The following is a 24824-nucleotide window of genomic DNA, read 5'->3' as shown; positions in this document are numbered from 1 at the left end:
AAGCGAACTTCATCTTCATGGTGGCGGTGCTCGTTCAGGAACTTCTGGCGCATCGCTTCCTTGTCCGGGTGGGTGGGCACCATGTGCAGCACGTCGACGGTCTGGTAGCCACCCTTGGCTTTGACCCGGTCGATGTCTTCCTGATAGAGCGACAGGATCTCTTCCTGGGTGGCATCGTCGGCAATCTCGCCCGGCGCTGCCCAGCGTTCGAACAGAACGCCCACGCGGTTCAGTTCGGCGGCGATTTGCGCGCCGTCCGTGGTATCCAGAAGCGCATCGTTAGGGTTTTGATCGGCAAAGACTTTCAGTTGTGACATCAATGACTCCTGAAATAAGCAATGGTCAACCGTTGCCGCTAGACGGCAATCTCGTCGAAGCGTGCGACGCAGGTGTGGTGTGTTCCCGGCTGGGTGCCTTCGCGCACCAGCTGCCGGGTTTGCATGCCCGCCTGTTCAGCGGCATCCAGCTCTTCGACGACATCTGACAAGAACAGCACCGATGCAGGCGGCAGGTCAAGGGTGTCGAGGATACGCTGATACGAGGTTGCCTCGCGCTTATGGCCAACATGGGTGTCGAAGTAGCCGCTGAACAGCGGGGTCAAATCCCCCTCGTCACTGTAGCCAAACAGCAGCTTCTGCGCCTGCACCGAGCCTGACGAGTACACGTACAGCGCCTTGCCCTTTGCCTGCCACTGGCGCAGCGCCGGAGCCACATCGGCGTATAAGTGGCCGGTGAAGTCGCCGCGCTGGTAGCCGTCGGCCCATACCATGCCCTGCAGGGCTTTCAGCGGCGTCACTTTCTGGTCGGTATCGATCCAGTGCAGCAGCGTCGCAATCACCGCTTCCAGCGTGGCCTCAGGGGCCTGCATGTCGCTGCGCACGGCGTCGATTTGCTCGGCCACGGCAGGCGTGGTTGCGTTCTCGCGCAGAAAATCAGGCAGCTTGGCGTAGGCGTAAGGGAACAGCACTTTATGAACGAAATTGATATCGGTGGTGGTGCCTTCGATATCGGTCACGATAGCGCGAACGGTTGATTGACTCATTGGGACCACCGGCTCTCTTCCAGTACACAGGCAAGTAAGAATTCGATGGCTTCCAAGTGGCGGCGGCAGCTGGCAATGCTGTCGCCCACGGCGTAAATGCCGTGGCCCGCCACCAGAAAGCCCCAGGGCATTGGCCAGCCTTGGCGAACGTGCCTGGCCAGCTCCTCCATGTCCTGGGAGTTGGGCACCACCGGCAGGCGAATCGTTGCATCATGCGTCACGTTACCTGCCAACGCCTTTTGCATCTCGAAACCGCTCAGTTCGATGCCGTCGGGAAAACGTCGCGACAGCACGGTGCTGGCCACGGTGTGGGTGTGCAGCACGCAGTGAATGTTCGGGTCTAGCCGGTACAGCGCGGCGTGCAGGTCGCTTTCGGCGCTGGGTTTGCCGCTACCTTCCAGCACGCGGCCTTCCAGGTCGCAGAGCAACAGGTCATCGGCCTGGATACGGGTTTTATCCCGCCCGGACGCCGTGACCCAGTACCCCCCCTCGGTACGCGCAGAAAAATTGCCCCCAGTGGCGGGGGTCCAGCCTTGCTGCGCTGCCCAGGCAATGGCGTCCAGCAGTTCGGTGTGTAAGGTAGTCATAAGGCCTGCATCGTCTCATCCAATGGGCATCATTCTATATGATAAGCTTCGCGCCTGATAAGCCGCGCGCCGAGTTCACCGGTTCAAGACCTCAAGGAGCCCTTCATGGTTACGTTACAGTCACGCAGTTTACGAGTGCATGCCGACGCCCTCGAATACCTGGACCAGACCCGGCTCCCCCAGGCCGAAGAGTGGGTGCGCTGCGACTCTCCCGAGGCGTGGCAACACGCCGTCAAGCACCTGGCCATTCGCGGGGCGCCGTTGATTGGTTTGAGCGCGGCGTTCGTGCTGGCCCAGTATGCGGCTCACCATCCGCAAAGTGAGTGGCAGTGGGTGAGTGATCGCTTACGGGCGACGCGTCCCACGGCGGTGAACCTGATGTACTGCCTGGACGCCATGGAAGCCTGTTTTGCCCAGGGCGCGGACGCCCTGGCCGAGCGTGCCAAAGCGCTGTTCGAAGAGGACCGCGCGCTGTGCCAACGCATGGCCGAGCGGGGCGCTGACCTGTTGGCCTCCGGTGATCGCGTGCTAACCCACTGCAACACCGGCGCGCTGGCCACGGCGGGCGTAGGTACCGCGATTGGCGCGCTGGCCATCGCCAAACAGCGCGGCGTGGAGCTGCATGTCTACGTGGATGAGACCCGCCCGCTGCTGCAGGGCGGCCGCTTGACCGCCTGGGAAATGGCCGATTTAGGCATTCCCTACCAGCTGATCACCGACAGCATGGCGGCCAGCCTGATGGCGGCGGGCAAGGTGGATAAAGTGATGGTGGGGGCGGATCGCATCTGCGCCAACGGCGACTTTGCCAACAAAGTGGGCACTTACATGCTGGCGGTAGCGGCACACTACCATCAGGTACCGTTCTACGTGGTGGCCCCTTACACCACGGTCGACCCCGCCTGCGCGACCGGCGCGGCGATTCCCATCGAGCAGCGCGATGGCGCGGAGGTGCGCGGTGCCGCCGGCGCGTTTGGCGAGGTGGTATGGGCGCCCAGCGATGCACCGGTGTGGAACCCGGCGTTTGATGTGACCCCTGCCTCACTGGTCACCGCCTGGATTCTGGATACCGGCGTGTTCGACGCCGCCGCCATTGCCCAGGGCGAGCATCTGCGAGGATGGCGCTAGGCTTTTACGAAAACTGCCTACGCTCGCCGACTTTTCGTAAAAAGCCTAACCCTTGGCAGCCATGGAGGCCCGCACGCAGTGCAGTATCGAATAATCGATACGCCCCTCCAGCGCCTCGAATACGACTTTCAGCCCCTGGCCTGGAAACTGCTCGAAGGCGGCGTGAATCTGCGCCAGGGTCGCTGGGTCCAGGTTGACCACCTCTTCCAGGGCCAGTTCACCGCCTTGAATGGCATCGCTCAAATGGCGGTAGACCGTGTTGGCGGCCAGCCCGCGCTGCTCGGCGACTTGTTCGGGGGTTAACCCTTGGCGCAGCAGCGTGGCGGATTCCATGGCGCTATTGCCGATGTCGGTGGGCGCTTCGGGTTCATTGGGGTGCGCCAGTACCACCGCCAGAAATCCTTCGCCGTAATCGGCCAGCTTGCGCGCGCCGATGCCCGAGATGGCGCCCAGCGCCTGCAGCGTTTGCGGTTTTTGCGCTACCAGCTCGGCCAGGGTGGCGTCGTTGAAGATCACGTAGGCGGGTACGCCCTGGGCATCGGCAAGCGCTTTGCGATGCTGGCGCAGCGCTTCCCACAGTACGCCATGGCCCTTGGCGGCGGATGCCCCTTTGGCTCCGCGCCGCGCAGGCTTGCTGGGTTTGCGCAGGGTGAGACGTTGCTCGCCGCGCAGTATGGGCCTGGCGTTGGCGGTGAGCTTGATCGCGCCATGGCCCTCCATGTCCACGCTCAGATAGCCGCTGGCGATCAGCTGACGAAACAACGCTTTCCACTCGCTGGCGGTGAGCTCCTGGCCGATGCCGAAGGTGCTCAGGCTGTCGTGGCCAAAGCGGCTGATGCGTTCGTTGCGCTTGCCGAGCAGCACATCCACCAGATAAGTGACGCCAAAGCGCTGTTCGGTGCGGTAGACACACGACAGCGCCTTCTGCGCGGCCACGGTGGCCTCCCAGGTGTCAGGTGGGGTGAGGCAGTTATCGCAGTTGCCGCAGGGTTCGTCTAGCGAATCGCCAAAGTAGTGGAGCAGCGCCTGACGGCGGCAGCTGATGATCTCGCAGAGCCCCAGCATGGCATCGAGCTTCTGTTGTTCGATGCGCTTCTGCTGGTCGGCGGCACTGGAGTCCTGCTGCATCTGGCGCAGGGTGATCACGTCCTGCAGGCCATAGGCCATCCAGGCATCGGCGGGCAGTCCATCGCGCCCGGCGCGGCCGGTTTCCTGGTAGTAGGCTTCGATGCTTTTGGGCAGGTTGAGGTGCGCCACAAAGCGCACGTCGGGTTTGTCGATGCCCATGCCAAAAGCGATGGTGGCGACGATCACCACGCCATCTTCGCGCAGAAAACGGGTTTGATGCTGCTGGCGCTGCTCGGCGGGTAGCCCGGCATGGTAGGGCAGCGCGGTGAGCCCCTGGCGCGCCAGCCAGGCGGCGGTTTCTTCCACCTTGCGGCGAGAGAGGCAGTAGACGATACCCGCTTCGCCGTCGTGGTGTTCACGGATGAAACTCAGCAGCTGCTCTTTGGCATTGCCCTGGTTTTCCGCGATGTGGTAGCGAATATTGGGGCGGTCGAAACCGTTGTTGTAGAGCGCTGCTTCCTGAAGCTGCAGGTGCTCCATGATGTCGTGCCGGGTAGGCACGTCGGCGGTGGCGGTGAGCGCGATGCGCGGCACGTCGGGAAAGCGCTGATGCAGGTGGGAGAGCTGGCGATACTCGGGGCGGAAATCGTGCCCCCACTGGGAAACGCAGTGGGCCTCGTCGATGGCGAACAGCGCAATGCGCGTCTGTTCCAGCAGCATCTGCATGCGCGCCGTGGCCAGCCGCTCGGGCGCGATGTAAAGCAGGTCCAGCTCGCCTGCGCGCAGGCGGTTCTCCACCTCCATCGCCTCATGCATCTCGAGGCTGGAGTTGAGGTAGGCGGCGCGCACCCCGTTCTGGATCAGCGCGGCCACCTGGTCCTGCATCAGCGCGATGAGCGGCGAGACCACGATGGCGGTGCCGGCGCGCAGCAGCGCCGGGATCTGATAGCACAGCGATTTGCCGCCGCCGGTGGGCATCAGCACCAGCGCGTCTCCGCCGCCCGTCACGTGCTCGATGATGGCCTGCTGGGGGCCACGAAAGCGCTCAAAGCCAAAGACTTCTTGCAGTACCTTGAGGGCTGCCGGGTCGCCGTGCATCGCTGCTCTCCTTGTCGTGTGCGTGAAGGAGAATTGTCGCACGAAAACACGAGTGAGTTGGGTTAGCGAATCCCCGCCCGTAAAAACGACTGCACGAACTGGCGCTGGAACAGCAGAAAAGCCACCAGCAGCGGCGCAATACTCAGCAGCGTGGCAGCGCTGACGGTGGCCCAGTTGACGCCGGTTTCTGGCGCGGAGAACACGCCCAATCCCACCGTCAACGGGCGGCTTTCCACGGAGTTGGTCACCACCAGCGGCCACAGGAAGTTGTTCCAGTGGTGGCTGATCGACACCAGCCCGTAGGCCAGATAGGTGGGCTTGGCCAGCGGCACGTAGACCTTCCAAAGGATTTCCAGCCAGCCACAGCCCTCGATACGGGCGGCGTCCTCCAGCTCTCGGGGGATGGTCTTGAAGGTCTGACGCAGCAGGAAAATGCCGAAGGCGCTGGCCACGTAGGGCAGGCCAATGCCGGCGATGGTATTGATCAGCCCCAGCTCGCTGGCGATACGATAGTTCTCGACGATCAGCACTTCGGGAAACACGAACAGCTGAATCAGCACCAGCATGAACAGCAGGTTCTTGCCGGGGATCGGAAAGCGGGCAAAGGCAAAGGCGGCCAGCGTGCAGACCACGAACTGGGCCAGTACCACGCCGGTCACCAGCGCGAAGGTGTTCAGGTAGTAACGCGCAAAGGGGGCCTGGGCCCAGGCGTTCGTGAAGTTGTCCAGCGTCAAAGGCGCCAGCAGGTCGAAACGTACCATGTAGGCGGGCGGGTGAATCGCGGCCCACACCGCGTAAAGCAGCGGAAAGATCCAGATCACGGCCAGCAGCCAGGCCGCCAGGGTTTCCAGGCGGGGCAGCGCCAGGGTGCGCCGTGGCGACACCGGAAAAGAGGAGGTACTCATTGGTAGTGCGTCCTGCGGTCCAGAATCGTGAACTTCAGCGTGGCCACCACCGCCAACACCAGCAGAATGACCACGGTGATGGTGGCTGCCATGGTGCGGTCGAAGAACGAGAAAGCGTTCTCGTAGACGTAATACAGCAGTAGGTTGGTGGCGTTATTGGGCCCGCCCTTGGTCAGAATGAACAGGTGGTCGACCACCCGCACTGCATTGATCAGCGCGTTGATCAGTACGAACAGCGTGGTGGGCATCAGTAGCGGAAACGTCACTCGCCAAAAGAAGCTCCAGCGGCTCGTACCTTCCAGGTCAGCGGCTTCCTTGAGCTCCGGGGGAATGGCCTGTAGCGCGGCCAGGTAGAAGATCATGAAAAAGCCCGCTTCTTTCCACACCGACATGACGATGACCGACCCCAGTGCCACGCCGGGGTCGCCCAGCCAGTTCACCCCGGCAAACCCCAGGGCGCCGAGCAGCTTGTTGAATAGCCCTATCTGCGGGGCGTAGAAAAACATCCAGATATTGGCGGCGGCGATCATGGGCAGAATGGTGGGTGTGAAATAGGCCATGCGTACCAGTCCGCGCCCGGGCAGGCGGGCATTGACCAGCAGCGCCATGCCCAGTGCCAGCGCCATGGAGGTGGGAATCGTGCCCAGCGCGTACAGCAGGTTGTTGCGGGCGACTTTCCAGAACGTCGGGTCGTCCATCAGCACGCGATAGTTGTCGAGCCCGACGAAGGCGGCGGGCTCGCCGCGAAAGCCGGGCAAAAAAAGGCTGTTGATCACGGTGGTGACCGTGGGCAAGTAGGCAAAAGCTGTAAGCAGCAGCGCCGCGGGCAGAAGCAGCAGGGCGCCGTAAAGCTGCATCGTTCGATGGGCGTTCAGGTTCATGGGGCCGCCGTGATGAGAAAAGCCGGGGCGAACCCCGGCGAGCATGGAAACGTCCGCCTATCGGCGCTTACCGGGCATAGCGGCGCAGCGCCGCATCGGCCTCACGCTGGGCCTGGCTCAGCGCGTCGGCAGGGCTCATTTGCCCTGTCAGTGCGGCTTGCACGGCGTTATCCAGGGCACGGCGCACGCGGCCACCCTGGTAGGTAGAGAGTTCGGCAGTGCCGTGTTCGAGCTGGTCCCGGGCCACGGCGGCAGGGGCGAATTCTTCCACGTAATGCTGCAATGCCTCGGTGTCATAGGCGGCGGGGCTGACGCCCATGTAGCCGGTTTCGATGGACCAGGCGGCGGCACGCTCGGGGGCGGTCATCCAGCGGATGAAGGTCATCGCTGCGCGCTGCTCCTCTTCACTGGCATCTTCGAAGATGTAGAAGTTGCCGCCACCGGTGGGGCTGCCGCGCTGGGTCTTCATGGGGAGCATGGCGACGCCAAACTCGAAATTGGCCTCGTTGCGTACCGCGGTCAGGTTACCCGTGGTGTGCCACATCATGGCGGTGGACTGCTCGAGGAAGTTCTGGCGCAGGGTACCCCACTCGATGGTGCCACTGGGCATGGCGTCATGCTCGGTGGCCAGCGACACCCAGTATTCGAGGGCTTCGATGGCGGCCGGGTCGTCAAAATAGACCTCGGTGCCATCGTCGTTCATCAGGCGATGGCCGTTCTGGAAGGCAAAGGCCTGGAACATCCAGTAGGGGTAGCCGGTGGACGGCACCATCACGCCCCACTGTTCACCATTCGAGGCTTCGCGCACGGTGGCGGCCATCTCGGCCATCTCTTCCCAGTTTTCCGGCGGCGTTTCCGGGTCCAGGCCAGCGGCTGCAAAGGCGTCCTTGTTCCAGAACAGCACGATGGTGGAGCGCTGGAAGGGAATGCCGTAGGTCTTGCCATCCAACTGACCGTTCTCCATCAGGCCGGGGTAGAAGCCATCCAGCCACGCGCGCTCTTCCTCGGTGTCGATGAGGTCATCAAAGGCCACGATGGCGTTCTGCTCGATCAGCTCGTACAGGTCGATGGAGAACAGCACCGAGAGCTGAGGCGCATCCCCGGCTTCCATGGCGGACATGGCGCGCACGCGGGTGTCGTCGTAGTTGCCTGCGTAGATGGCTTCCACATTGATGTCCGGATATTCGCTTTCGAATTCAGCCACCAGGCCATCGATCACGTCGGTCAGTGCGCCCCCCACCGACACCGGGTAGTACATCGTCAAATCGATGGTATCCGCCTGAACCTGAGCGGCGCCCAGTGCGCTGGCAAGCAGGGCGCCGGACATCAATGGATGAGAAACTCGCATGGTTGACTCCTCGAAGAGTGGGTGATGTCGCAAGGGTTGTGGGGTGGTGAGCAAACTCAGTGCTGAAAAGAGCCCACCGTCGGCGGGCGCGGAATGGTGCGATACGGCGTGAGTTCCAGCGCCGACAGGTCGTCCCGGCGTGTGCCGGAGGGGTCGAACAGGTGGGCCTTGTCTGCCGACCAGAACAGTCGGCAGGGCTGGCCCGTCAGGCTGTGTTTGCCGCCCAGCCGCACACGCAGGGTGTGCTGCCCGACGCTCACATGGGCAATGGTGTCGGCGCCCAGATACTCTTCGCTTTCCACCAGGCCGGGCAGGCCAGCCGCCGAGGCCCCGCGCAGTTCGATATCCTCGGGGCGAATGCCCAACTGGCCGCCTGCCGCGGGCAACGGGGCAACGGGGGTGGTGGGTTCGCCTTCGATCACCGCTCCCCTGTGCCCCGGCCACCAGCGGCAGCAGGTTCATGGCCGGGCTGCCGATGAAGCTGGCGGCGAAGGCGCTGGCGGGCTGGTTATAAAGCTCGTCGGGTGTGCCGTCCTGCACGATATGTCCTTGTTGCATCAAGATCACACGGTCTCCCATGCTCATGGCCTCTACCTGGTCGTGAGTGACGTAAACCACCGTCATATCGAGTCGTGATTGCAGGGCTTTGATCTCCCTGCGCATATCGCTGCGCAGCCGCGCATCCAGGTTGGACAGCGGCTCGTCCATCAAACAGATGGGGTGTTCGGAAATGATGGCGCGCGCCAACGCCACCCGCTGGCGCTGGCCGCCGGAAAGCTGTGCCGGTTTGCGGTGCAGGTAATCCGTCAGGTCCACCAGCTCGGCCACCTGGGCCAGGCGCTGCTGCCGTTCTGCCTTGGCTACCTTGCGGCTGCGCAGACCAAACACGATGTTGTCGGCCACGCTCAAGTGCGGAAATAGCGCATAGGACTGAAACACCATGCTCAGCCCACGGTCGCCGGGCGGCAGGTGGGTCACGTCCCGTTCGCCGATATGGATGCGGCCACTGCTGGCGTCGTCCAGCCCTGCCAGCATGCGCAGGGTGGTGGATTTTCCACAGCCTGACGGCCCCAGCAGAATGACGAACTGCCCGGGCTGAATATCGAAGGAAATGTCGTTGACTGCCGTGGTCGCGCCCCAGTGCTTGGAGACGCCTGCCAGGCGAATGCGCGATTGGTTCATGGCTCTCATCCGTCATGCGTGGCGACGATCTAGAGTGAGAGCAAGGTGTTGCGTTTGTATGACGCCTGGATGTCAGGTTGATGTCGTGAGGGGCGTGAGGCTGCCCCTTGCGTGTCAGTGGGATGAAGAGGCGCTCTGCCTGCTCGATTAGACGGTGGCAGCGCCACCCGAGCGGTGTTGAGCATCTGCTGGGGCGGGTAACCGGGAGCCGGTGCGCTCATCATGAGCTGACGTCACTGCCGTTTCCCTTAACACGAAGCCGCCTACCCGCTGGGCCAGCATCTCTGCCTGTTCGGTCAGCCGATAGGCCGCCGTGCGGGACGCTTCGACAAGCTGGGTGTTCTGCTGGGTCATCCGGTCCAGTTCGCTGACTGCCTGATTGACTTGACCCACGCCGTCGCTCTGCTCGCCAGCGGCCAGGCTGATCTCACCCAGCATTCCAGCTACCCGCTCGACGTTGGCGACCAATCCTTGTACCGCTTCACCGACGGCGCGCACTTCACTGCTACCGCGAGAGACTTTGTCGCGGGAGTCGGCAATCAGGCTGCGTATTCCCTGCGAAGCCTCGCTGCTGCGCTTCGCTAGCAGGCGGACCTCTTCGGCGACGACCGCGAAGCCCCGACCATGCTGGCCCGCCCTGGCCGCTTCTACCGAAGCATTGAGCGCCAGCAGATTGGTTTGGAAGGCGATGCCATCGATCACCGTGATAATGTTGGCGATCTGCTCGGACGTCGTCTGGATATCTTGCATGAGGTCGACCGCTCTGACCACCGCTGAGCCTGACTCGCGTGCCGCCGTGGCGGCGCCTTGAGCCAGTTCGTCAGCCTTACGCGAGGCGTCGGCGGTGTGTTGCACCGTGCTTGAGATCTGCTCCATGGAAGCGGAGGTCTCTTGCAGGTTGGCGGACGCTCCCTCGCTGCGGCGTGCCAGATCCTCGTTGCCGCTACTGATCGCCACCGCCGCTTCGCGCACGGTGTGACTAACACGACGTACATCGAGCAGCACATCGTGGATATTGTCGGTGAAGCGGTTGAACTGGATCGCCAGCTCACCGATCTCGTCGCGGGATTTCACTTCCAGGCGCTGGGTCAGGTCCGCTTCGCCGGAGGCGATCTCCTGCATCTGCTGCGACACCGCGCGTATCGGCGCTGTCAGGTAACGCGCCACTGCCCCAGCGGCAAGGATCGCCAGCAGCAGGAACAGCAGGCCGAGTAGGCCCAACTGCCAGGATAGGCGGTTGGCACCGGCCAACATCTCGTGCCTGGGTATCAAGCCAATTAGAGACCAGCCAAGCACCGAAGAGCGATAGACAGTGGCCTGGAAGACGTCACCGTCGTGCTGGATCGTCTGGCTAATCGCTTCACCACCATGAGCGAATGCCTGGAGCTGGGCTAGCGAAGGGTCATCGAGTGATTCCACGTTCTGGAAGACGGCGGAGGGATCCCCCGGATGGGCCAGCACCGTGCCGTTCTCCTCCAGCAGGACCAAGTACCCCTGCTCACCGAACGCGATCTCATTGATCATGCTCATCAGACCGGCCAGCGAGACGTCAACGCCCTGGACCCCGAGTACTTGGCCACTATCGTCTTCCACGGTACGTACAGAGCTGATGATGGTGGCATCGTCGGAAGCGAAATAGTAAGCCTCGGTGCGCACCACCTCCCCAGGCTGGCGCAGGGCTGCTTGGTAGAAGGGGCGTTCTCGCGGATCGTAGCCAGCACCGATATTGCCTTCGGGCCACTGCACATAGCCGCCATCGGCGCTGCCCAGATAGACGTAGGCCAGGCCGGGGTTGGCCTCGGCGAAACGCGCGTAGAGCGCATAGAGCTCAGCTTCCGTTCCGGCATTGCGGGAGGGAGTCATGGGCTGGGTGTCGCGGTTGTCGAGATACCGGGTCAGACTACCGTGAGCCTCACGGACCAGCGGCTCTGTGGCCAGGAAGGCCGCATCCTGTGCCACTTGATCGAGGAAAGTGGTAAGCGAGTAGTCCACTTGGCGAAGATATTGACCGCTGGACTCAGCGAAGGCGTCGACCGCCGCCTGCCGACTCTGCAGGATCGCCAACCCCGAAATCCCCGCGACTGCTGTCGCCAGGATCAAGCCGAACGTCAGCACCATCTTGTGAGTAATCGACACAGGGGGGTCCTCGTTGATATAGGTATCAGGAAGAGGGAAGCGCTGCTGAACAAAAACCATGGATAAACGATGCATCGGCTAGAGTCTGCGAAACTTGAGCGAGACGTCGCCATTGCAACGATGGACGTCGCTTTTTAGTCGAGTAAATGCTGTTGAGTGCCGTGCCTGAAGGGAGCCCGGCGTAAGTCGCCGGGCCAACGCTTACGTCTGGTGGCGCAAAATGGTCGGCGCTGACCACTGCTGACACACGGGCATGACTTCCAGGCGGGTGATGTTGACGTGGGCAGGCAGGGACGCCACATGCAGCGCCTGCGCGGCCACGTCTTCTGGCTGGAGCGGCTGGGTGCCTTCGTAGTAGCGGTCTGCGACGCTCTGGTCGCCCTTCATGCGCACCAGGGTGAACTCGCTGGCCGTCATGCCGGGGGCCAGGTCCGTGACGCGAATGCCCAGCGGGCCCACGTCACAGCGCAGGTTATAGCTGAACTGCTCCACGAAGGCCTTGGTGGCGCCGTAAACATGGCCGCCCGGGTAGGGCGTATTGGCGGCAATGGAGCCCAGGTTGATGATCGTGGCCCCTGGGGTGGAAGCGCTCAGCAGCGGCAGCAGGTGCTTGGTGACGTTGACTAGCCCCTTGATATTGGTGTCGATCATACGATGCCAGTCTTCCAGCGATGCTTGCGGCGCCGGGTCCTTGCCCAGCGCCAGCCCGGCATTGTTGATCAGCGTGTGCACGCGCTGAAAACGCTCGGGCAAGGCCGCCACGACTTCGGCCACCGCCTCGGCGTCACTGACGTCCAAAGCTGCCGTATGGGTAGGCACGCGCTGTTCGAAGGTGGCCTGCAGCTGCGCCAGGCGGTCCTGGCGCCGCCCGGTCAATACCAGTGCCCAACCCGCGTCGGCAAAAAGATGCGCGCATGCCAGCCCGATGCCGGACGTCGCACCGGTGATGAACACGACCTGCTCGGTTTCGTGCATGGAGAATACTCCCATACTGCATGGTGATGGAACCTCTCGGGGGGAAGCGCCATTGGGTAACGAACCCGAGCCCTTGAGTATCCATCTTTAGTCGCAGCCTTTCGCAGTATCCCTGAAAAAGGTGCCATTCTCAGGGCGATTACAGCCATCGTCATTGACGAAGCCTGCCTTCTCGAACGCCGATTTGAGCCGTTTGGCGGCTTGTTTCAAGATCGAATCAGTACCACACCCAATAACGACAACCGTAGAGAGCCTTCCCATGCGGAAACAACTGCTTGCCACGCTGGCGACCCTGGGCATGCTGACGACAGCACCGTTCGTTCTGGCTAACCCGATCGAAATCCAAGTCAACAACACCATGAGCGAAGGCGGTTCCGAAAGCGCCGCCGTGGAGCGCTTTGCGGAGTACCTGGAAGAGCAGGCGCCGGGCCGCTTCAACGTTCGCCCTTTCCTGGCGGGCTCGCTGGGAGGCGAGGATGCCATTCTGGAATTGCTCAACCTGGGACAAACCCAGCTTTCCATTACCGGCGGGAATTGGCGCCAGCAGTATGCGCCTGAGTACGACGCCATTACCGTGCCATTCGTGTTTGCCACTTGGGAAGAGGTGGATGCGTACATGGAGAGCCCCTCTGGGCAGGCGTTGATCGCGCAGGCCGAAAACCAGGGCGGGCTCAAGTACTTTGGCACCCAGCATCGTGGGCCGCGCCACATGACCGCCAACAAGGCCATCGAAACCCCTGAAGACTTGCGCGGTTTCCGCATGCGTCTGCCCTCGTTGCCGGTGTGGCTAACGGTGTGGGAAGAGATCGGTGCTCAGGTGGTCAACGTGCCTGCTCCGGAGATCTATCTGGCCATGCAGACGCGCCAGGTAGACGGCCATGAAAACTCGCTCTCTTCGCCATATACCCGGCGCTTATGGGAAGTGCAGGACCACATCATTTTGACCAGCCACGTGCAGTTCCCGTGGAACTGGGTGGCCAGTTCGCGGTGGTGGAACGGCCTGGAAGAAGACGATCAAGCGCTGATCGAAGAGGCCATTCACGTGGCGCGAGCCCATGGCTCCGAGCGTGAGCGCGAGCTGGACGAGTACTACCTCGGCGCGCTGGAAGAGCAGGGCATGACCATCATCGAACCGGATATCGAAGCGTTCAGAACCGCTGCGTTGCCTGCCATTGAGCGGGTCATGGCCGATATGGCCGATGGCGTGAGCGAAGACGCCCTCGGGCATCAGGGCGAATGACGCGCTAGCGCCAACGCGTTGGGTTCAGCCACGGGGGTGCCCGACACCACCGTGGCCGTGGATTGCGAGATCACCTCAGGAAATTATTGATGAATGCTCCCTCGGAAGAGAAAGCGGCACCCGTGCAGGGGCTGGATAGAGCTGCCCAAAGTGTGCTGCGTGTCATTACGCGCCTGTGCGATGTGGTGGGCGTGACCTTGATGGTGGCCATTCTGTTGCTGCTGGTGGACGCCGTGGTGGCTCGTGACCTGCTGGGGCTGGGAATGCCCTGGACAGAAGAAGTCGCGTCGCTGCTGGCCATTTATGCGATTGGCTTTGGCTCCATTTCGGCGTGGGTGCGTAGTGAGCATCTGGTCGTGGACCTGTTCAGTCACCGGCTCTCCAACGTGGGCAGGCATCTTCAGTACCGCTTGACGGCCATGATCTCCTGCGGATTTTTCGTGCTGGCGGCCTGGGGCGCCTGGATCATGTCCGACATGAGTGCCAACAATAAGACCGTATCGCTGAGTATCAGCTTCAGTTTTCTCTATTACGGCGTATTGCTCAGTTTCTCGGGCATGGCGCTGATCGCCGCGTGGCAGACCCTGCGTGGCCCCGTGGCCTGGTTGGAAGCGCCCCGTGAAGAGGAGCACGCGCAGCCATGATGGAATTGCTCGTATTCGTAGGGGGCTTGCTGGCCCTGATGGCCATTGGATTGCCCGTGGTGGTGGCCATTGGCGTGACCTCGTTCATTGCCCTGGCGGTAACCGGGGCGGGGGGGCTGCCGGTGGAGCTGCTGCCGCTGCGCATGGTGCAAACCCTCAACAACTTCACGCTGTTGGCCATCCCGCTGTTCATTCTGGCGGCCAACATCATGAACGTGGGCTCCACGACCACCCGTATCTTCGACTTCGCCACGGCGCTGGTGGGATTCACCAAAGGCGGGCTGGGGCATGCCAACGTCGTGGCCAGCTCGATTTTTGCCACCATGTCGGGCACCGCCGTCGCCGATGCCGCCGGGCTTGGCAGCATCGAAATCAAGGCCATGAAGGAGCGCGGCTACGAGCTGGGTTATTCCACTGGCATTACGGCGGCGTCCAGCGTCATTGGCCCCATCCTGCCGCCCAGCATTGCGCTGGTGGTGTATGGCTGGTTGGCCAATGTCAGTATCGGTGGGCTGTTCATGGCGGGGTTGCTGCCGGGCATCCTGATGGCGCTGTTACTGATGGGCATGACGGTGGTGCTGGGCATGACTGGCCGGGTGGTGATGCCCACACCGACCGCGTTCGATGCCTGCGAAGTCGTGCGCACGGGCAAACGGGCCATCCTGCCCCTGATGATGCCCGCCATTATCGTGGGCGGTATTTGGGGAGGCTTTTTCACCCCCACGGAAGCGGGTGCGATTGCCTCGCTGTACGCGGTGATCCTGGGCGGGGTGATCTACCGTGACCTGAACGGGCGGGATTTATTCCATGCGTTTCGTAGAACCCTGATGTTCAGCGCGGTCATTCTGCTGATCATCGCGGTATCGAGCTTCTACGGCTGGATTCTGGTCCGCATGGGTATCCCCCAGGCGCTGGCAGGCCAGGTTGCCAGCATCGATATGCCCACCATCGTGCTGCTGCTCTGTTTTGCGCTGTTTTTCCTGCTGATCGGCTGCTTCATGTCGGTGATCGAGAGCATCCTGATTTTCACGCCCATCGTCGTACCGGCCGCCCTCAGCGCGGGGTTGGACCCCGTTCACTTCGGTATCGTGATGGTCATCACGCTCTCGGTGGGCGTCATCACGCCGCCCTTCGGCACGGTACTGTTCCTGATGGTGGGGATTACCCGGTTGAGGTACGGCCAAGTGGTCAAAGCCGTGCTGCCATTCCTGCTGCCCATCCTGGCCACGATCCTACTATTGATCGCTGTGCCTGGGCTGGCGACCTGGCTGCCGAGCGTGATGGGGTATTGAGCCTGGTCCGCCAATGCTTCGCCCCTTGCGGATAGGGCGTTAAGGGGCGAAGTAAAGCGGTAGATGCCGAGGGGGCAACAGGATGGGTATCAGGCCAGATGCCCATTACCCATCGGCATTGATCTTCTCAACAATCTCCGCCAAGGCGCTTTCTGCCTGGTCATTATCGACCTGGCAGGTGCCCGCATTCAGGTGGCCGCCGCCGCCGTAGCTCAAGCACAGCTCGCCCACATTGGTGTTGCTGGAGCGGTTGAGGATCGACTTGCCAATGGCCAGCACGGTGTTCTGCTGCTTGAGGCCCCACATCACATGGATCGAGATGTTGCACTCGGGGTACATGGCGTAGATCACGAAGCGGTTGGTGGCGTAGATGGTCTCTTCGTTGCGCAGGTCCAGCACCACCAGATTGCCGTGAACGCTGGCGCAGCGTTCGATCTGCTGTTTGGCCAGTTGCGCGTGTTCACGGTACAGCGCGGTGCGCTCGTGGACGTCTTCCAGGGCCAGGATTTCGTCGATGGTGTGCTCACGGCAGTAATCGATCAGCTTCATCATCAACTGGTAGTTGGAAATACGGAAGTCGCGGAAGCGTCCCAGCCCCGTGCGCGCGTCCATGATGAAGTTCAGCAGCACCCAGCCTTGCGGGTCGAGAATCTCGTCGCGATCGAACTGCGCTGAATCACCTTTATCGACCGCCTCCATCATGTCGTCCCAGCGGGCGGGGAACGCCTCGTAGCCACCGTAGTATTCCCACACGACGCGTGCCGCAGAAGGGGCGTCGGCATTGATGATGTGGTTGTCGGCCCGCTCGACGTTACGCACGGTTTCGCTCAGGTGGTGATCGAAGGCCAGATGGCAGCCGGGCACATAAGGCAGGTTGGTGGTGATGTCGTTGGCATCGATCTCAATCTTGCCATCCTGCATGTCCTTGGGGTGCACGAAGGTGATTTCATCGATCAGCCCCAGATGCTTGAGCAGTGCGCCGCATACCAACCCATCAAAATCGCTGCGGGTAACCAAACGAAACGTGGATGTCTGTTGCGTAGGCATTTGTAGTCTCTTCACGGTGATCGGTATCTGAACGATACCAGCAGCGAACGCGGGTTAAAATAAACCTTTCCGCGCTTGCCACCTTAGCTACCAACGCTTTGGCGGGCTGCTCATCGGCGAGGTAAAGTAAGCAGTGTTACAGCGGGGCATGAGCATCGGGGGCCCATGTGTCAGGGGTAAACAACAAAAAACTAATTAAATGTTATAGAAGAGACGCGTTGGCATGTGGAAAATTTTTATAAGCCACTGAAATTTAGTGATTTAAAAATTTTCTGGCGCAGGCTGGCATGGGGGGTGCAATATTCTAGGCAAGAACGGCAAGCATGAATGTCAGGACGACACGCCGCTCTTATCGATCGTGAAGATGAAACGTTGTTAGATGTGTAACACGCCGAACTGAACGAAAGAAACGCCATTAGGAGGCACGACCATGAAAAAGGAAGCTCTGAAGAAACTCGGTATTCTGGGTGTATCATTTGGCCTGGTAGCCAGCCCGCTGGCATTCGCAATGGAGGAGCATGAAGAGCACCCCACTGCGCCGCAGGAAGAAACCATGCAGGATGATCAAGGCTCATTCAACTCTTTCGATGCTGATCAAGAGCAAGGTGCCACCAACGACGGTGTGACCACCGAGTACGAAGAGGAAGAGCAAGAATTCACTTATGAAGAGGAAGAAGAAGAGCAGGATCAGTGGGAGACTGAAGAGGAAGATGATTCTGGCTGGTAATCCCACGGCCGCTTAAGGGAGTAACTTCTACTTCGGCTCAAGGATGAGCCACGCAGCGCCCCGCCAATTGCGGGGCGCTGTTGCGTTTGGGCTATCGTGTCATGGGGCGAACGTGTCATAGGGGCTATCGTGTCATAGGGGCTATCGTGTCATAGGGGCAAAGCGTGGAAGGGAAATGCGCGTGAATGCGCTATGGTAAAAGACGCATCTTCACAAAATCCCTTCGCTATGCCCCTGACCCTGACCACAATCACAATCACAATCACAAGGACGTGCCCAACGTGTTGAACTGGAAAGAGCTTCCCCAGCTGCCTCGCGCCGAAGGGCGTATCGAAGCCATCGACCTGGCACGAGGTATCGCCATCGGGCTGATGATCGTCAGCCATGCGGTGAGTGGTTTGGTCGGCATACGCAACGTACCGGACTGGGGCATGGTCCCCGTTCACTTCATCACCAAGTTTTCATCGTCGCTGTTCATTCTGGTGTTCGGTATTGCCCTAGCGGTGGCCTTTTTGGCCCACACCCAAAGCGAGGATTGGCCCAAAAGGCGCCTCAAGCTCTGGGTGCGCGCCCTGGAAGTGTGGTTCTGGTACAAGGCCCTGACCATCGTCGAGATGCTGCCTTACTACTCTCCCGCCGACATCGTCGATACTCTGCTGTATGGCCGCTTTGCCATCTGGGTCGAAATCCTCGGGTTTTATGCCATTGCCCTGTTATGGGTGCCGCTGGTGCTTCCTCTGTGGGCACGAACGCCTCTGTGGGCGCGACTCGGCGCCATTGTGGGGCTGACCGCGCTCTCGGCCTGGCTTCAAGGGCTGAGCTTCGGCGGAAACGATATTCTCAAGGCGCTGCTGGTGGATCATGAAGACCACTACACCTGGGGCCAACTGAGCCGGGCACCGCTGGTGCTGGCGGGGTTGCTGATGGGTGAGGCCCTGCTGCGCTGCTACTTCGATGTGGCGCTGCGCCGCCGTTTGGTCGGCGTATTGGTCGTGGTAGGGGTGCTGATGGTGGCCGGTTTTTATGGCCTGGCCATCAGCGCTGGAGATGTCGATGCCGCCATGCTGGCGATTGCCAACAATGCGGGCAAGCACCCGCCAGGGCTGCAGTTCATGCTGTTCAGTGTGGGAGGAGCGCTGGTGCTACTGGGCCTGGCATTGGCCGGTGGCGCCATGGCGGCCAAGGTGCTGCTGCCACTGACCGTGGTGGGCAGCGATGCCCTCAAGGCCTTCATATTTCACATCGTGATGATTTTTCTGGTGCTGCGCTTTTTGTTGGGGGCCGAAAATGTCCTCTCTTATCCACAGGTGCTCGGCGTGGGCGGGCTGTTGATTCTGGGGGCCGCCTTGTGGATAGGGCTGACCCGCTGGGTTGTCCGACATAAATAGCCTTTACGAGAATAGGCAGTGCAACGGTAAGCCGTAGATGGGGAGGCAAGGTTTGAAACGTTTCAAACGCTGGTGGTTGAGTATGGTGCTAGGCGTGCTGCTGCCGATTGGGCCGGTCGTTCTGGCAGAGACTCACGGGCAGGCGCATGGTTATGAGACGAACTGGTACTACGAAGTAGACAAGCAGAGCCCTTGGCAGGGCAGCCTGGATGCCCGAATCGCAGCCATCGAAGAGGCATTCGGTGGCGAGCTGGGCGTCTACGTGCAACAGCTGACGAGCGGCGAAGCGTACTCATGGCGTGCCGATGGCCCCTGGTATCTTGCGTCGTTGGTGAAAGTCCCGGTGGCTGCGGAAGTATTGGCGCAGCGCCAGGCGGGCTCGCTGTCGCTGGATGAGCGGATTACGCTCTCGCGCAGCGACTTCGTGGATGGCGCCGGGCCGGTCAACTGGCACGACCCTGGCACGCCCATTTCCATCCGCTACCTGCTGGAGCAGATGGTGACGGTCAGCGATAACACGGCCACGGACATGCTGATCAACCGCGTGGGGCTTGCCGACGTCAACGCCCGTGCTCGGGCCATGGTTACGGCCAGTGGGGGCCACCCGGAGCAATTGGGGCCCATCAGCCTGCTGGTGGGCGTGCGCCAGGGCGTGTACGGCCAGCTGCACCCGCAGGCCCGCCAGCTGGGCGGGCTCGATTTCATGGCGCTTCGCCAGCATGGGCTTGGCCAGCGCCCCGCGGCGCTGGCCCGGACGCTCGGGGTATCGTCCAGCAGTTTCGCGCAGCCAGACTACGACAGCGCCTTCGATGCCTACGAAGCCAGTGGTGAAAACGTCGGCACGCTGCGTGCCTATGGCGACCTGCTGGCCAGCCTGCACCACGGAGGCATGGACGACCTCGACCGCGAGCAGCGGCAAACCCTGCTGGAGGTCATGCAGCGCACCCGCTCTGGCGAACAGCGGCTCAAGCGTGGCATGGGCCGCGAGGTGACCTTTGCCCACAAGACCGGCACCCAGCACCGCCGCAGCTGCGATGCGGGCATCGCCACCCGCGATGGCGCAACCCCGCAACACTGGGTCATCGTGGCCTGTAGCCGTGGCCCGCTGGCGCTGAGTGCCCACGAGCAGGCGTTGACCCGCGTAGGTGAAGCATTACACGACAGCGGCGTGATAAACTGACCAGCCGTTTTGGGTTGAACCGTTATCAGGTTGAATATTAAGGAGTTGACCATGGCCCGCGCTAGCGCACGTCATATTCTGGTAAGCAGTGAAGAGCAGTGCAACGCACTGAAACAAGAGATCGAAAACGGCCGTGACTTTGCCGACGTGGCCAAGCAGCACTCCAGCTGCCCCTCTGGCCGTCAGGGCGGCGACCTGGGCAGCTTTGGCCCCGGCCAGATGGTGCCTGAATTCGACAAGGTGGTGTTCAGCGGTGAATTGAATACCGTGCACGGCCCGGTACAGACCCAGTTTGGCTACCACCTGCTCGAAATCACCAGCCGCAGCTAAGGGCGCCCAGCGCCCGTAAAGCACCGCGGCGTCCCCGCCGCGGTGTGAGGAGCACGCCTTGAACGACCCAATCATTGCCATCGAAGGCCTGAACAAAACCTACTCAGGAGGCTTTCAAGCGCTTAGCCGTGTCGATCTGACCATCGCGCGCGGTGAAATCTTTGCCTTGTTGGGCCCCAACGGCGCCGGCAAGACCACCTTGATCAGTGTGGTGTGCGGGCTGGTGAATCCCAGTGAAGGCCGTGTGTTGGTGGATGGCTTCGATAGCGTTCGGCACTATCGGCAAGCCCGCGAGCGTATCGGCCTGGTGCCCCAGGAACTCACCAACGAAGCCTTCGAAACCGTCTGGAACACCGTCAGCTTTAGCCGAGGCCTGTTCGGCAAGGCGCCGAACCCGGCGCATATCGAAAAGGTGCTCAAGTCACTCGCCCTCTGGGACAAGCGCCATAATCGGCTGATGACCCTCTCGGGGGGCATGAAGCGCCGCGTGCTGATTGCCAAGGCGCTGTCTCACGAACCGCGTATTCTTTTTCTGGATGAGCCCACCGCAGGCGTCGATGTCGAGCTGCGGCGCGACATGTGGCAAGTGGTACGCGGGCTGCGCGATGACGGCGTCACGATCATCCTCACCACCCACTACATCGAAGAAGCCGAAGAGATGGCCGACCGCATCGGGGTCATCAACCGTGGTCAGATCGTGCTGGTGGAAGAGAAAGCCGCGCTGATGAAAAAGCTCGGCAGCAAGCAGCTGACCCTGCACTTGCACACTCCCTTGCAAGCGCTGCCGGAAGCACTGGCCCATGAAGCACTGAGCCTGGCGGCCGACGGGCACGAGCTGGTGTACACCTACGATGGTCGCCAGGAAGAGCATCAGGCCGAGGGGCGCAGCATTTCGTCACTGCTGGCGCAGCTGGAAAAAGAGGGCATTACCTACAAGGACCTGCACACCCGGCAGAGCTCTCTGGAAGACATCTTCGTGGATCTGGTCAAGGAGCGCGCATGAACCTCTACCCTGTTCGGGCCATCTACATGGCAGAAATGGCGCGTACTCGGCGAACCCTGCTCCAGAGCATCGTCTCGCCGGTCATCTCCACGTCGCTCTACTTCGTGGTCTTCGGGGCCGCGATTGGTTCGCGCATCAGCGAAATCGGTGGGGTGAGCTATGGCGCCTTCATCGTGCCTGGCCTGATCATGCTGATGCTGCTCACCCAGAGCGTCTCCAACGCCTCCTTCGGCATCTTCTTTCCCAAATTCTCCGGCAGTATCTACGAGATATTGTCGGCCCCGGTGTCGTATCTGGAAATCGTCATCGGCTACGTGGGGGCGGCGGCCTCCAAGTCGATACTGCTGGGCTTGATCATCCTGGCCACCTCGGGCTTGTTCGTGCCGCTGGAGATTGCCTATCCCTTCTGGATGCTCACCTTCCTGGTGCTCACCGCCGTCACGTTCAGCCTGCTGGGGTTCATCATCGGTATCTGGGCCGACGGGTTCGATAAACTGCAGCTGGTGCCGCTGCTGGTGATTACGCCGCTGACGTTTCTGGGCGGCAGTTTCTACTCCATCGATATGCTGCCTCCGTTCTGGCAAACCGTGACCCTGGCCAACCCCGTGGTGTACCTGGTGAGCGGGTTTCGCTGGAGCTTTTATGGCATCAGTGATGTCAGTGTGGGCGCCAGTATTGCGATGATCCTGTTCTTTTTAGCCGTCAGCCTGGCCACCATTGCCTGGATTTTCCGCACCGGATACCGGCTGAAGCCCTGACGTTTCACGTTTTTCTGCAAAGGTAACGCCTGCTTATGCCGCTACTGCAAAGTGCCGTGCACCGCCTGGAGCCCTCGTTGGATGGCGAGCGCCTGACCGTGACGCCGCCCCCGGCACCCGCCGAGGCCGACAACCCCGTCATGGCCAGCCTGGTCAACACCCTCAACGATACCTACAACACCAAGGCCAAGGGGTGGGGGCGGTTTGCCGAGCAGGGGGAGCAGGCCGGGCCTCTGGTAGCCTGGCTGAGTGCCTATCTTGCCGCTGACCCTTCGGGCACCGAACAAGGTTTTGCCGAACTGGCCAACGCCCTGGCCGAGCGCCTTGCGCAAACGCTGCAGGAGCAGCTGTCGGTCAGTGGTTATCTGGTGACGGCGCACCTTCGCCAGGGGGATACGGATACCCTGTTCTTCGGCCTGATCCATCAGCGGGAAGGGATCGGCTTCAATGAGGCCCATCAGGCCGTGCCAGCCGCTCAGTTGAACGCCAGCCAGCTGACGCTGGCGGCCAGGGTGAACCTCACCCAGTGGCAACGGGCGGATGCCACGACGCAGTACGTCTCGTTCCTCAAGGACCGTGGTGCCAAAAAGCTCTCCGATGGGCTGGTGGCGCTGCTGGGCATGGAAGAGGGCATCGATGCCCCGGCAGAAACCCGCACCCTGCTCAAGGCCTTCAGCGACTACGTCGAACAAGAGGACCTGGACGACGACGCCAGCCGTGAAAAAACCGACACCCTGGTGGATTACGCCAACGAGCAGCTGCGCCGTGGCGAACCCATGACGCTGGAAGCGCTTTCCGAGCTGGTGGACGAGAAGCAGCCACAGGCGTTTTACGACCATATCCGCAACGCCGATTACGGCCTCTCTCCGGAGATTCCGCCGGATAAGCGCACCATCAACCAGTTCCGCCGGTTTACCGGCCGAGCGGGTGGGGTGTCGATCAGCTTCGACTCGCACCTGCTGGGTTCCAGCATCGAGTACGATGCCGCGCAGGACCGTCTTATCATCAAGCAGGTGCCCAAACAGCTCAAAGAGCAGTTGGCCAAACGCAAGGAGTAATTGCCGTGCTGGACGCGATTCAAAGCTTCTTTCAGCGGACGCTGTCGGCCCCGGAGCAGCGCGACGACCAGGCCCTGACCCTGGAACTCGCCTGTGCTGCGCTATTATGCGAAGTGATGCGGGCCGACTATGAGCAGAGCGAGGCCGAGCGCGCCGCCATGCAGCGCATGCTAATGACGCGCTATCGTCTCGATGAGCAGGCAGTGGCCGAACTGATGCGCTTGGCCGAGGCAGAAGTGGACGACGCCGTGGACCACTACCAGTTCGTCAGCCTGATCAAACAGCACTACGGCTATGAACAGCGCCTGGAAGTAGTGGCCATGATGTGGCAGGTGGCCTGGGCCGATGGCTCGCTGGACCCGCTGGAAGAGCACCGCATTCGCCGCCTGGCCGACCTCCTGCACGTCAGCCACAGTGATTTTATCCGCAGCAAATTGGGCAACTCTCCAACGTAGCCGATTACGGTTCGGCGGCCTCGCCTTCCTCCAACAGGCCCGCCACCAGCGCATTCAACTGCTGCTGAAACTGGCCACCGGGGGAGGGCGGGTTGGGGTCGGACGTTATCACGACCGTCATCGCCCGCTCAGGCACCACGAACAGCGCTTGGCCACCGTAGCCTCGGCCATACATCACTGGTGTGTCGGCCAGGGTAGTGATGAACCAGCCATAGCCGTAACCATCGCCTGTCCAGGGCGAGCTGCCCCGCGTAGTCCAGGAAGCCTCCACCCAGCCTTCGGGCAAGACCCGCTGGCCGCTCACTAAGCCATCGTTGCGGTACAGCTCGCCAATCTCGACCAGTGCTCGGGGCGACAGCAGCATATCGTTGCCACCAAAGTAAATGCCTTGCGGGTCCCGTGGCCATGCAGGAATGGTGATGTTCAAAGGCTCGCCCAGCAGCCGTTGGGCAAGCGCCAGGGTGCTTTCACCGCTGGCATGGGTGAGGGCCGCCGAGAGCAAATGGCTCGTACCCGTGGAATAGAGCATGCGCCCGCCGGGGGTATCGACGAACGGACGGCTAAGCGCATCGTTGACCCAGTGGGCGCTGGCCACCCAGGCGCCGTAGTGGCTTCCCGAGGTGCGCTCCAATCCTGCCTGCTGGGCAAGCAAGTGGGCCACGGTGATGTCGTTGACCCGTGGGTCGGCATCGCTGGGCAGGCTGTTCAGCAGGCTCGCCAATGGCTGGTCCACCGAGTCGATCACGCCCGCTTCGATAGCCGCCCCCGTAATGGCCGCCAGCACGGTTTTGGATAACGACTTCACGTTGGCAGGTGCCGCCACCCCAGGCCCGCCCTGATGAATTTCGTGCACGATCTCTCCATCATGAGCGACCACCACCGCATGCACCCGGGGCAGCGCAGCGGTGCGCTCGTCGAGCGCTTGAAGCCGTGCGGCATCAGGCGCGTTGGCAGAGGCCATCGGCAGAGAAAACGCGACGAAGGAGAGCACACAGCAGTAGGAGACCAACAGAGGAAAACGCATCACAGAACCTTGGCAGCGCCTTGAAAGGGGAGGCAAAACTTCGAGGCAGTGCCTGGCCAAAGGTTCCCCAGGGGCCATCCATCGGCCAATTCCGGAGAAATTACGCAAACATCAAAAAAGCCTGCTACGCTAGAAAGGCCTGTTAAGGGAGAAGCAACCCTTTGATTTTCATGAAACGCTAAAGCAAGGAGTGCCGTTATGCGTAGCATTATCTATATCGTGGGTCTGGTTGTCGTGGTGTTGTTCATCCTTTCGCTGCTGGGCTTACGTTAAGCAGTTTGGGGCCACCATTCCCGTTAGCACGCCAAGCGCCCGCTTCCCCCAGCGGGCG

The 24824-nt window shown here is 61.6% G+C and carries 22 protein-coding genes and 2 pseudogenes; 12 read left to right on the top strand and 12 right to left on the bottom strand.

From position 1 onward, the window contains the following. The 3 genes and pseudogenes from B7L71_RS13860 to mtnB all read right to left on the bottom strand — a co-directional run. Positions 1-317, bottom strand: a pseudogene (locus B7L71_RS13860) (cupin); the annotation flags it as partial. Positions 318-355: 38 nt separating this feature from the next. Continuing rightward, positions 356-1042, bottom strand: a complete 687-nt coding sequence (gene mtnC / locus B7L71_RS13855; RefSeq protein ID WP_081138676.1) for an acireductone synthase — start codon at positions 1040-1042, stop codon at positions 356-358. Then, positions 1039-1629, bottom strand: a complete 591-nt coding sequence (gene mtnB, locus B7L71_RS13850; protein WP_081138674.1) for a methylthioribulose 1-phosphate dehydratase — start codon at positions 1627-1629, stop codon at positions 1039-1041. Before mtnB ends, mtnC begins: the two co-directional genes overlap by 4 nt. Positions 1630-1734: 105 nt before the next feature. Between mtnB and mtnA the strand changes: the two genes are divergently transcribed. Next, on the top strand, positions 1735-2754 hold the full coding sequence (mtnA, locus tag B7L71_RS13845) for an S-methyl-5-thioribose-1-phosphate isomerase (RefSeq protein WP_081138673.1): 1020 nt from the start codon (positions 1735-1737) through the stop codon (positions 2752-2754). A gap of 45 nt (positions 2755-2799) precedes the next feature. Here the strand turns inward: mtnA and recQ are convergent, their stop codons facing one another. The 7 genes and pseudogenes from recQ to B7L71_RS13810 all read right to left on the bottom strand — a co-directional run bounded on the left by recQ (position 2800) and on the right by B7L71_RS13810 (position 12347). Then, positions 2800-4920 carry a DNA helicase RecQ gene (gene recQ / locus B7L71_RS13840; RefSeq protein ID WP_081138671.1) on the bottom strand — a complete coding sequence of 707 codons (2121 nt, stop codon included), beginning with the start codon at positions 4918-4920 and terminating at the stop codon, positions 2800-2802. A gap of 62 nt (positions 4921-4982) precedes the next feature. Then, the gene (locus B7L71_RS13835) at positions 4983-5825 is read right to left on the bottom strand and encodes a carbohydrate ABC transporter permease (RefSeq protein ID WP_081138669.1); all 843 of its coding nucleotides are present in this window, start codon (positions 5823-5825) and stop codon (positions 4983-4985) included. Further along, a complete protein-coding gene (locus B7L71_RS13830) occupies positions 5822-6706 on the bottom strand; it encodes a carbohydrate ABC transporter permease (RefSeq protein ID WP_081138780.1) in 885 nt (294 codons plus the stop codon). The genes B7L71_RS13835 and B7L71_RS13830 overlap by 4 nt, the downstream gene beginning before the upstream one ends. Positions 6707-6773: 67 nt before the next feature. After that, a complete protein-coding gene (locus B7L71_RS13825) occupies positions 6774-8033 on the bottom strand; it encodes an ABC transporter substrate-binding protein (RefSeq protein WP_446497431.1) in 1260 nt (419 codons plus the stop codon). 77 nt (positions 8034-8110) lie between these two features. Then, positions 8111-9236: pseudogene (locus tag B7L71_RS18045) on the bottom strand (ABC transporter ATP-binding protein). A gap of 147 nt (positions 9237-9383) precedes the next feature. Further along, positions 9384-11372 carry a methyl-accepting chemotaxis protein gene (locus B7L71_RS13815; protein ID WP_170919510.1) on the bottom strand — a complete coding sequence of 663 codons (1989 nt, stop codon included), beginning with the start codon at positions 11370-11372 and terminating at the stop codon, positions 9384-9386. Between the two features lie 201 nt (positions 11373-11573). Beyond that, positions 11574-12347: an SDR family NAD(P)-dependent oxidoreductase gene (locus B7L71_RS13810; protein WP_081138665.1), complete on the bottom strand. Its 774-nt coding sequence runs from the start codon at positions 12345-12347 to the stop codon at positions 11574-11576. A 259-nt stretch (positions 12348-12606) separates the two neighbouring features. Between B7L71_RS13810 and B7L71_RS13805 the strand changes: the two genes are divergently transcribed. The 3 genes from B7L71_RS13805 (at position 12607) to B7L71_RS13795 (ending at position 15523) form a co-directional block, all read left to right on the top strand. Beyond that, positions 12607-13587 carry a TRAP transporter substrate-binding protein gene (locus tag B7L71_RS13805; protein WP_081138663.1) on the top strand — a complete coding sequence of 327 codons (981 nt, stop codon included), beginning with the start codon at positions 12607-12609 and terminating at the stop codon, positions 13585-13587. A gap of 89 nt (positions 13588-13676) precedes the next feature. Further along, positions 13677-14231: a TRAP transporter small permease gene (locus B7L71_RS13800; RefSeq protein WP_081138662.1), complete on the top strand. Its 555-nt coding sequence runs from the start codon at positions 13677-13679 to the stop codon at positions 14229-14231. Next, positions 14228-15523: a TRAP transporter large permease gene (locus B7L71_RS13795; RefSeq protein WP_081138660.1), complete on the top strand. Its 1296-nt coding sequence runs from the start codon at positions 14228-14230 to the stop codon at positions 15521-15523. Before B7L71_RS13800 ends, B7L71_RS13795 begins: the two co-directional genes overlap by 4 nt. Positions 15524-15628: 105 nt before the next feature. On the opposite strand, the gene B7L71_RS13790 is transcribed toward B7L71_RS13795, so the two are convergent. After that, complete coding sequence (locus tag B7L71_RS13790) at positions 15629-16570, bottom strand: exopolyphosphatase (protein WP_081138658.1); 942 nt, start codon at positions 16568-16570, stop codon at positions 15629-15631. A 430-nt stretch (positions 16571-17000) separates the two neighbouring features. Between B7L71_RS13790 and B7L71_RS13785 the strand changes: the two genes are divergently transcribed. From B7L71_RS13785 to B7L71_RS13750, 8 genes are all read left to right on the top strand, one after another. Further along, positions 17001-17297, top strand: coding sequence for a hypothetical protein (locus B7L71_RS13785; RefSeq protein WP_039175189.1), 297 nt, complete (start codon positions 17001-17003; stop codon positions 17295-17297). Between the two features lie 185 nt (positions 17298-17482). Then, positions 17483-18685 carry a heparan-alpha-glucosaminide N-acetyltransferase domain-containing protein gene (locus B7L71_RS13780; protein WP_249273262.1) on the top strand — a complete coding sequence of 401 codons (1203 nt, stop codon included), beginning with the start codon at positions 17483-17485 and terminating at the stop codon, positions 18683-18685. Between the two features lie 82 nt (positions 18686-18767). After that, positions 18768-19865 (top strand): serine hydrolase, encoded by a 1098-nt coding sequence (locus B7L71_RS13775; RefSeq protein ID WP_081138657.1) that lies wholly within the window; start codon positions 18768-18770, stop codon positions 19863-19865. 51 nt (positions 19866-19916) lie between these two features. Further along, a complete protein-coding gene (locus B7L71_RS13770; protein ID WP_039175191.1) occupies positions 19917-20195 on the top strand; it encodes a peptidylprolyl isomerase in 279 nt (92 codons plus the stop codon). A 58-nt stretch (positions 20196-20253) separates the two neighbouring features. Then, a complete protein-coding gene (locus B7L71_RS13765) occupies positions 20254-21198 on the top strand; it encodes an ABC transporter ATP-binding protein (RefSeq protein WP_081138655.1) in 945 nt (314 codons plus the stop codon). Continuing rightward, complete coding sequence (locus B7L71_RS13760; protein WP_081138653.1) at positions 21195-21956, top strand: ABC transporter permease; 762 nt, start codon at positions 21195-21197, stop codon at positions 21954-21956. The genes B7L71_RS13765 and B7L71_RS13760 overlap by 4 nt, the downstream gene beginning before the upstream one ends. 35 nt (positions 21957-21991) lie before the next feature. Beyond that, entirely contained in the window at positions 21992-23014 is a 1023-nt protein-coding gene (locus tag B7L71_RS13755; protein ID WP_081138652.1) for a nucleoid-associated protein, read from the top strand. 5 nt (positions 23015-23019) lie between these two features. After that, positions 23020-23469 carry a tellurite resistance TerB family protein gene (locus B7L71_RS13750; RefSeq protein WP_081138650.1) on the top strand — a complete coding sequence of 150 codons (450 nt, stop codon included), beginning with the start codon at positions 23020-23022 and terminating at the stop codon, positions 23467-23469. A 4-nt stretch (positions 23470-23473) separates the two neighbouring features. Here the strand turns inward: B7L71_RS13750 and B7L71_RS13745 are convergent, their stop codons facing one another. After that, positions 23474-24493, bottom strand: coding sequence for a serine hydrolase domain-containing protein (locus tag B7L71_RS13745; RefSeq protein WP_081138649.1), 1020 nt, complete (start codon positions 24491-24493; stop codon positions 23474-23476). Positions 24494-24824: the final 331 nt, after the last annotated feature.

The sequence above is a fragment of the Halomonas sp. BC2 genome (genome assembly GCF_002078115.1).
GTDB lineage: Bacteria > Pseudomonadota > Gammaproteobacteria > Pseudomonadales > Halomonadaceae > Vreelandella > Vreelandella stevensii.
Note: the sequence above shows the minus strand (reverse complement) of the source record. Positions and strands in the feature narration are given on the sequence as shown.

Bases quoted from the DNA above. Each gene is read 5' to 3' on its own strand.
- B7L71_RS13810 (WP_081138665.1), bottom strand. From the start codon at position 12,347: ATGCACGAAACCGAGCAGGTCGTGTTCATCACCGGTGCGACGTCCGGC.
- recQ (WP_081138671.1), bottom strand. From the start codon at position 4,920: ATGCACGGCGACCCGGCAGCCCTCAAGGTACTGCAAGAAGTCTTTGGC.
- B7L71_RS13805 (WP_081138663.1), top strand. From the start codon at position 12,607: ATGCGGAAACAACTGCTTGCCACGCTGGCGACCCTGGGCATGCTGACG.
- B7L71_RS13760 (WP_081138653.1), top strand. From the start codon at position 21,195: ATGAACCTCTACCCTGTTCGGGCCATCTACATGGCAGAAATGGCGCGT.
- B7L71_RS13795 (WP_081138660.1), top strand. From the start codon at position 14,228: ATGATGGAATTGCTCGTATTCGTAGGGGGCTTGCTGGCCCTGATGGCC.
- B7L71_RS13800 (WP_081138662.1), top strand. From the start codon at position 13,677: ATGAATGCTCCCTCGGAAGAGAAAGCGGCACCCGTGCAGGGGCTGGAT.
- mtnB (WP_081138674.1), bottom strand. From the start codon at position 1,629: ATGACTACCTTACACACCGAACTGCTGGACGCCATTGCCTGGGCAGCG.
- B7L71_RS13745 (WP_081138649.1), bottom strand. From the start codon at position 24,493: ATGCGTTTTCCTCTGTTGGTCTCCTACTGCTGTGTGCTCTCCTTCGTC.
- B7L71_RS13790 (WP_081138658.1), bottom strand. From the start codon at position 16,570: ATGCCTACGCAACAGACATCCACGTTTCGTTTGGTTACCCGCAGCGAT.
- B7L71_RS13755 (WP_081138652.1), top strand. From the start codon at position 21,992: ATGCCGCTACTGCAAAGTGCCGTGCACCGCCTGGAGCCCTCGTTGGAT.
- B7L71_RS13830 (WP_081138780.1), bottom strand. From the start codon at position 6,706: ATGAACCTGAACGCCCATCGAACGATGCAGCTTTACGGCGCCCTGCTG.
- B7L71_RS13770 (WP_039175191.1), top strand. From the start codon at position 19,917: ATGGCCCGCGCTAGCGCACGTCATATTCTGGTAAGCAGTGAAGAGCAG.
- B7L71_RS13835 (WP_081138669.1), bottom strand. From the start codon at position 5,825: ATGAGTACCTCCTCTTTTCCGGTGTCGCCACGGCGCACCCTGGCGCTG.
- B7L71_RS13780 (WP_249273262.1), top strand. From the start codon at position 17,483: ATGCGCTATGGTAAAAGACGCATCTTCACAAAATCCCTTCGCTATGCC.
- B7L71_RS13785 (WP_039175189.1), top strand. From the start codon at position 17,001: ATGAAAAAGGAAGCTCTGAAGAAACTCGGTATTCTGGGTGTATCATTT.
- mtnC (WP_081138676.1), bottom strand. From the start codon at position 1,042: ATGAGTCAATCAACCGTTCGCGCTATCGTGACCGATATCGAAGGCACC.
- mtnA (WP_081138673.1), top strand. From the start codon at position 1,735: ATGGTTACGTTACAGTCACGCAGTTTACGAGTGCATGCCGACGCCCTC.
- B7L71_RS13775 (WP_081138657.1), top strand. From the start codon at position 18,768: ATGGTGCTAGGCGTGCTGCTGCCGATTGGGCCGGTCGTTCTGGCAGAG.
- B7L71_RS13825 (WP_446497431.1), bottom strand. From the start codon at position 8,033: ATGTCCGGCGCCCTGCTTGCCAGCGCACTGGGCGCCGCTCAGGTTCAG.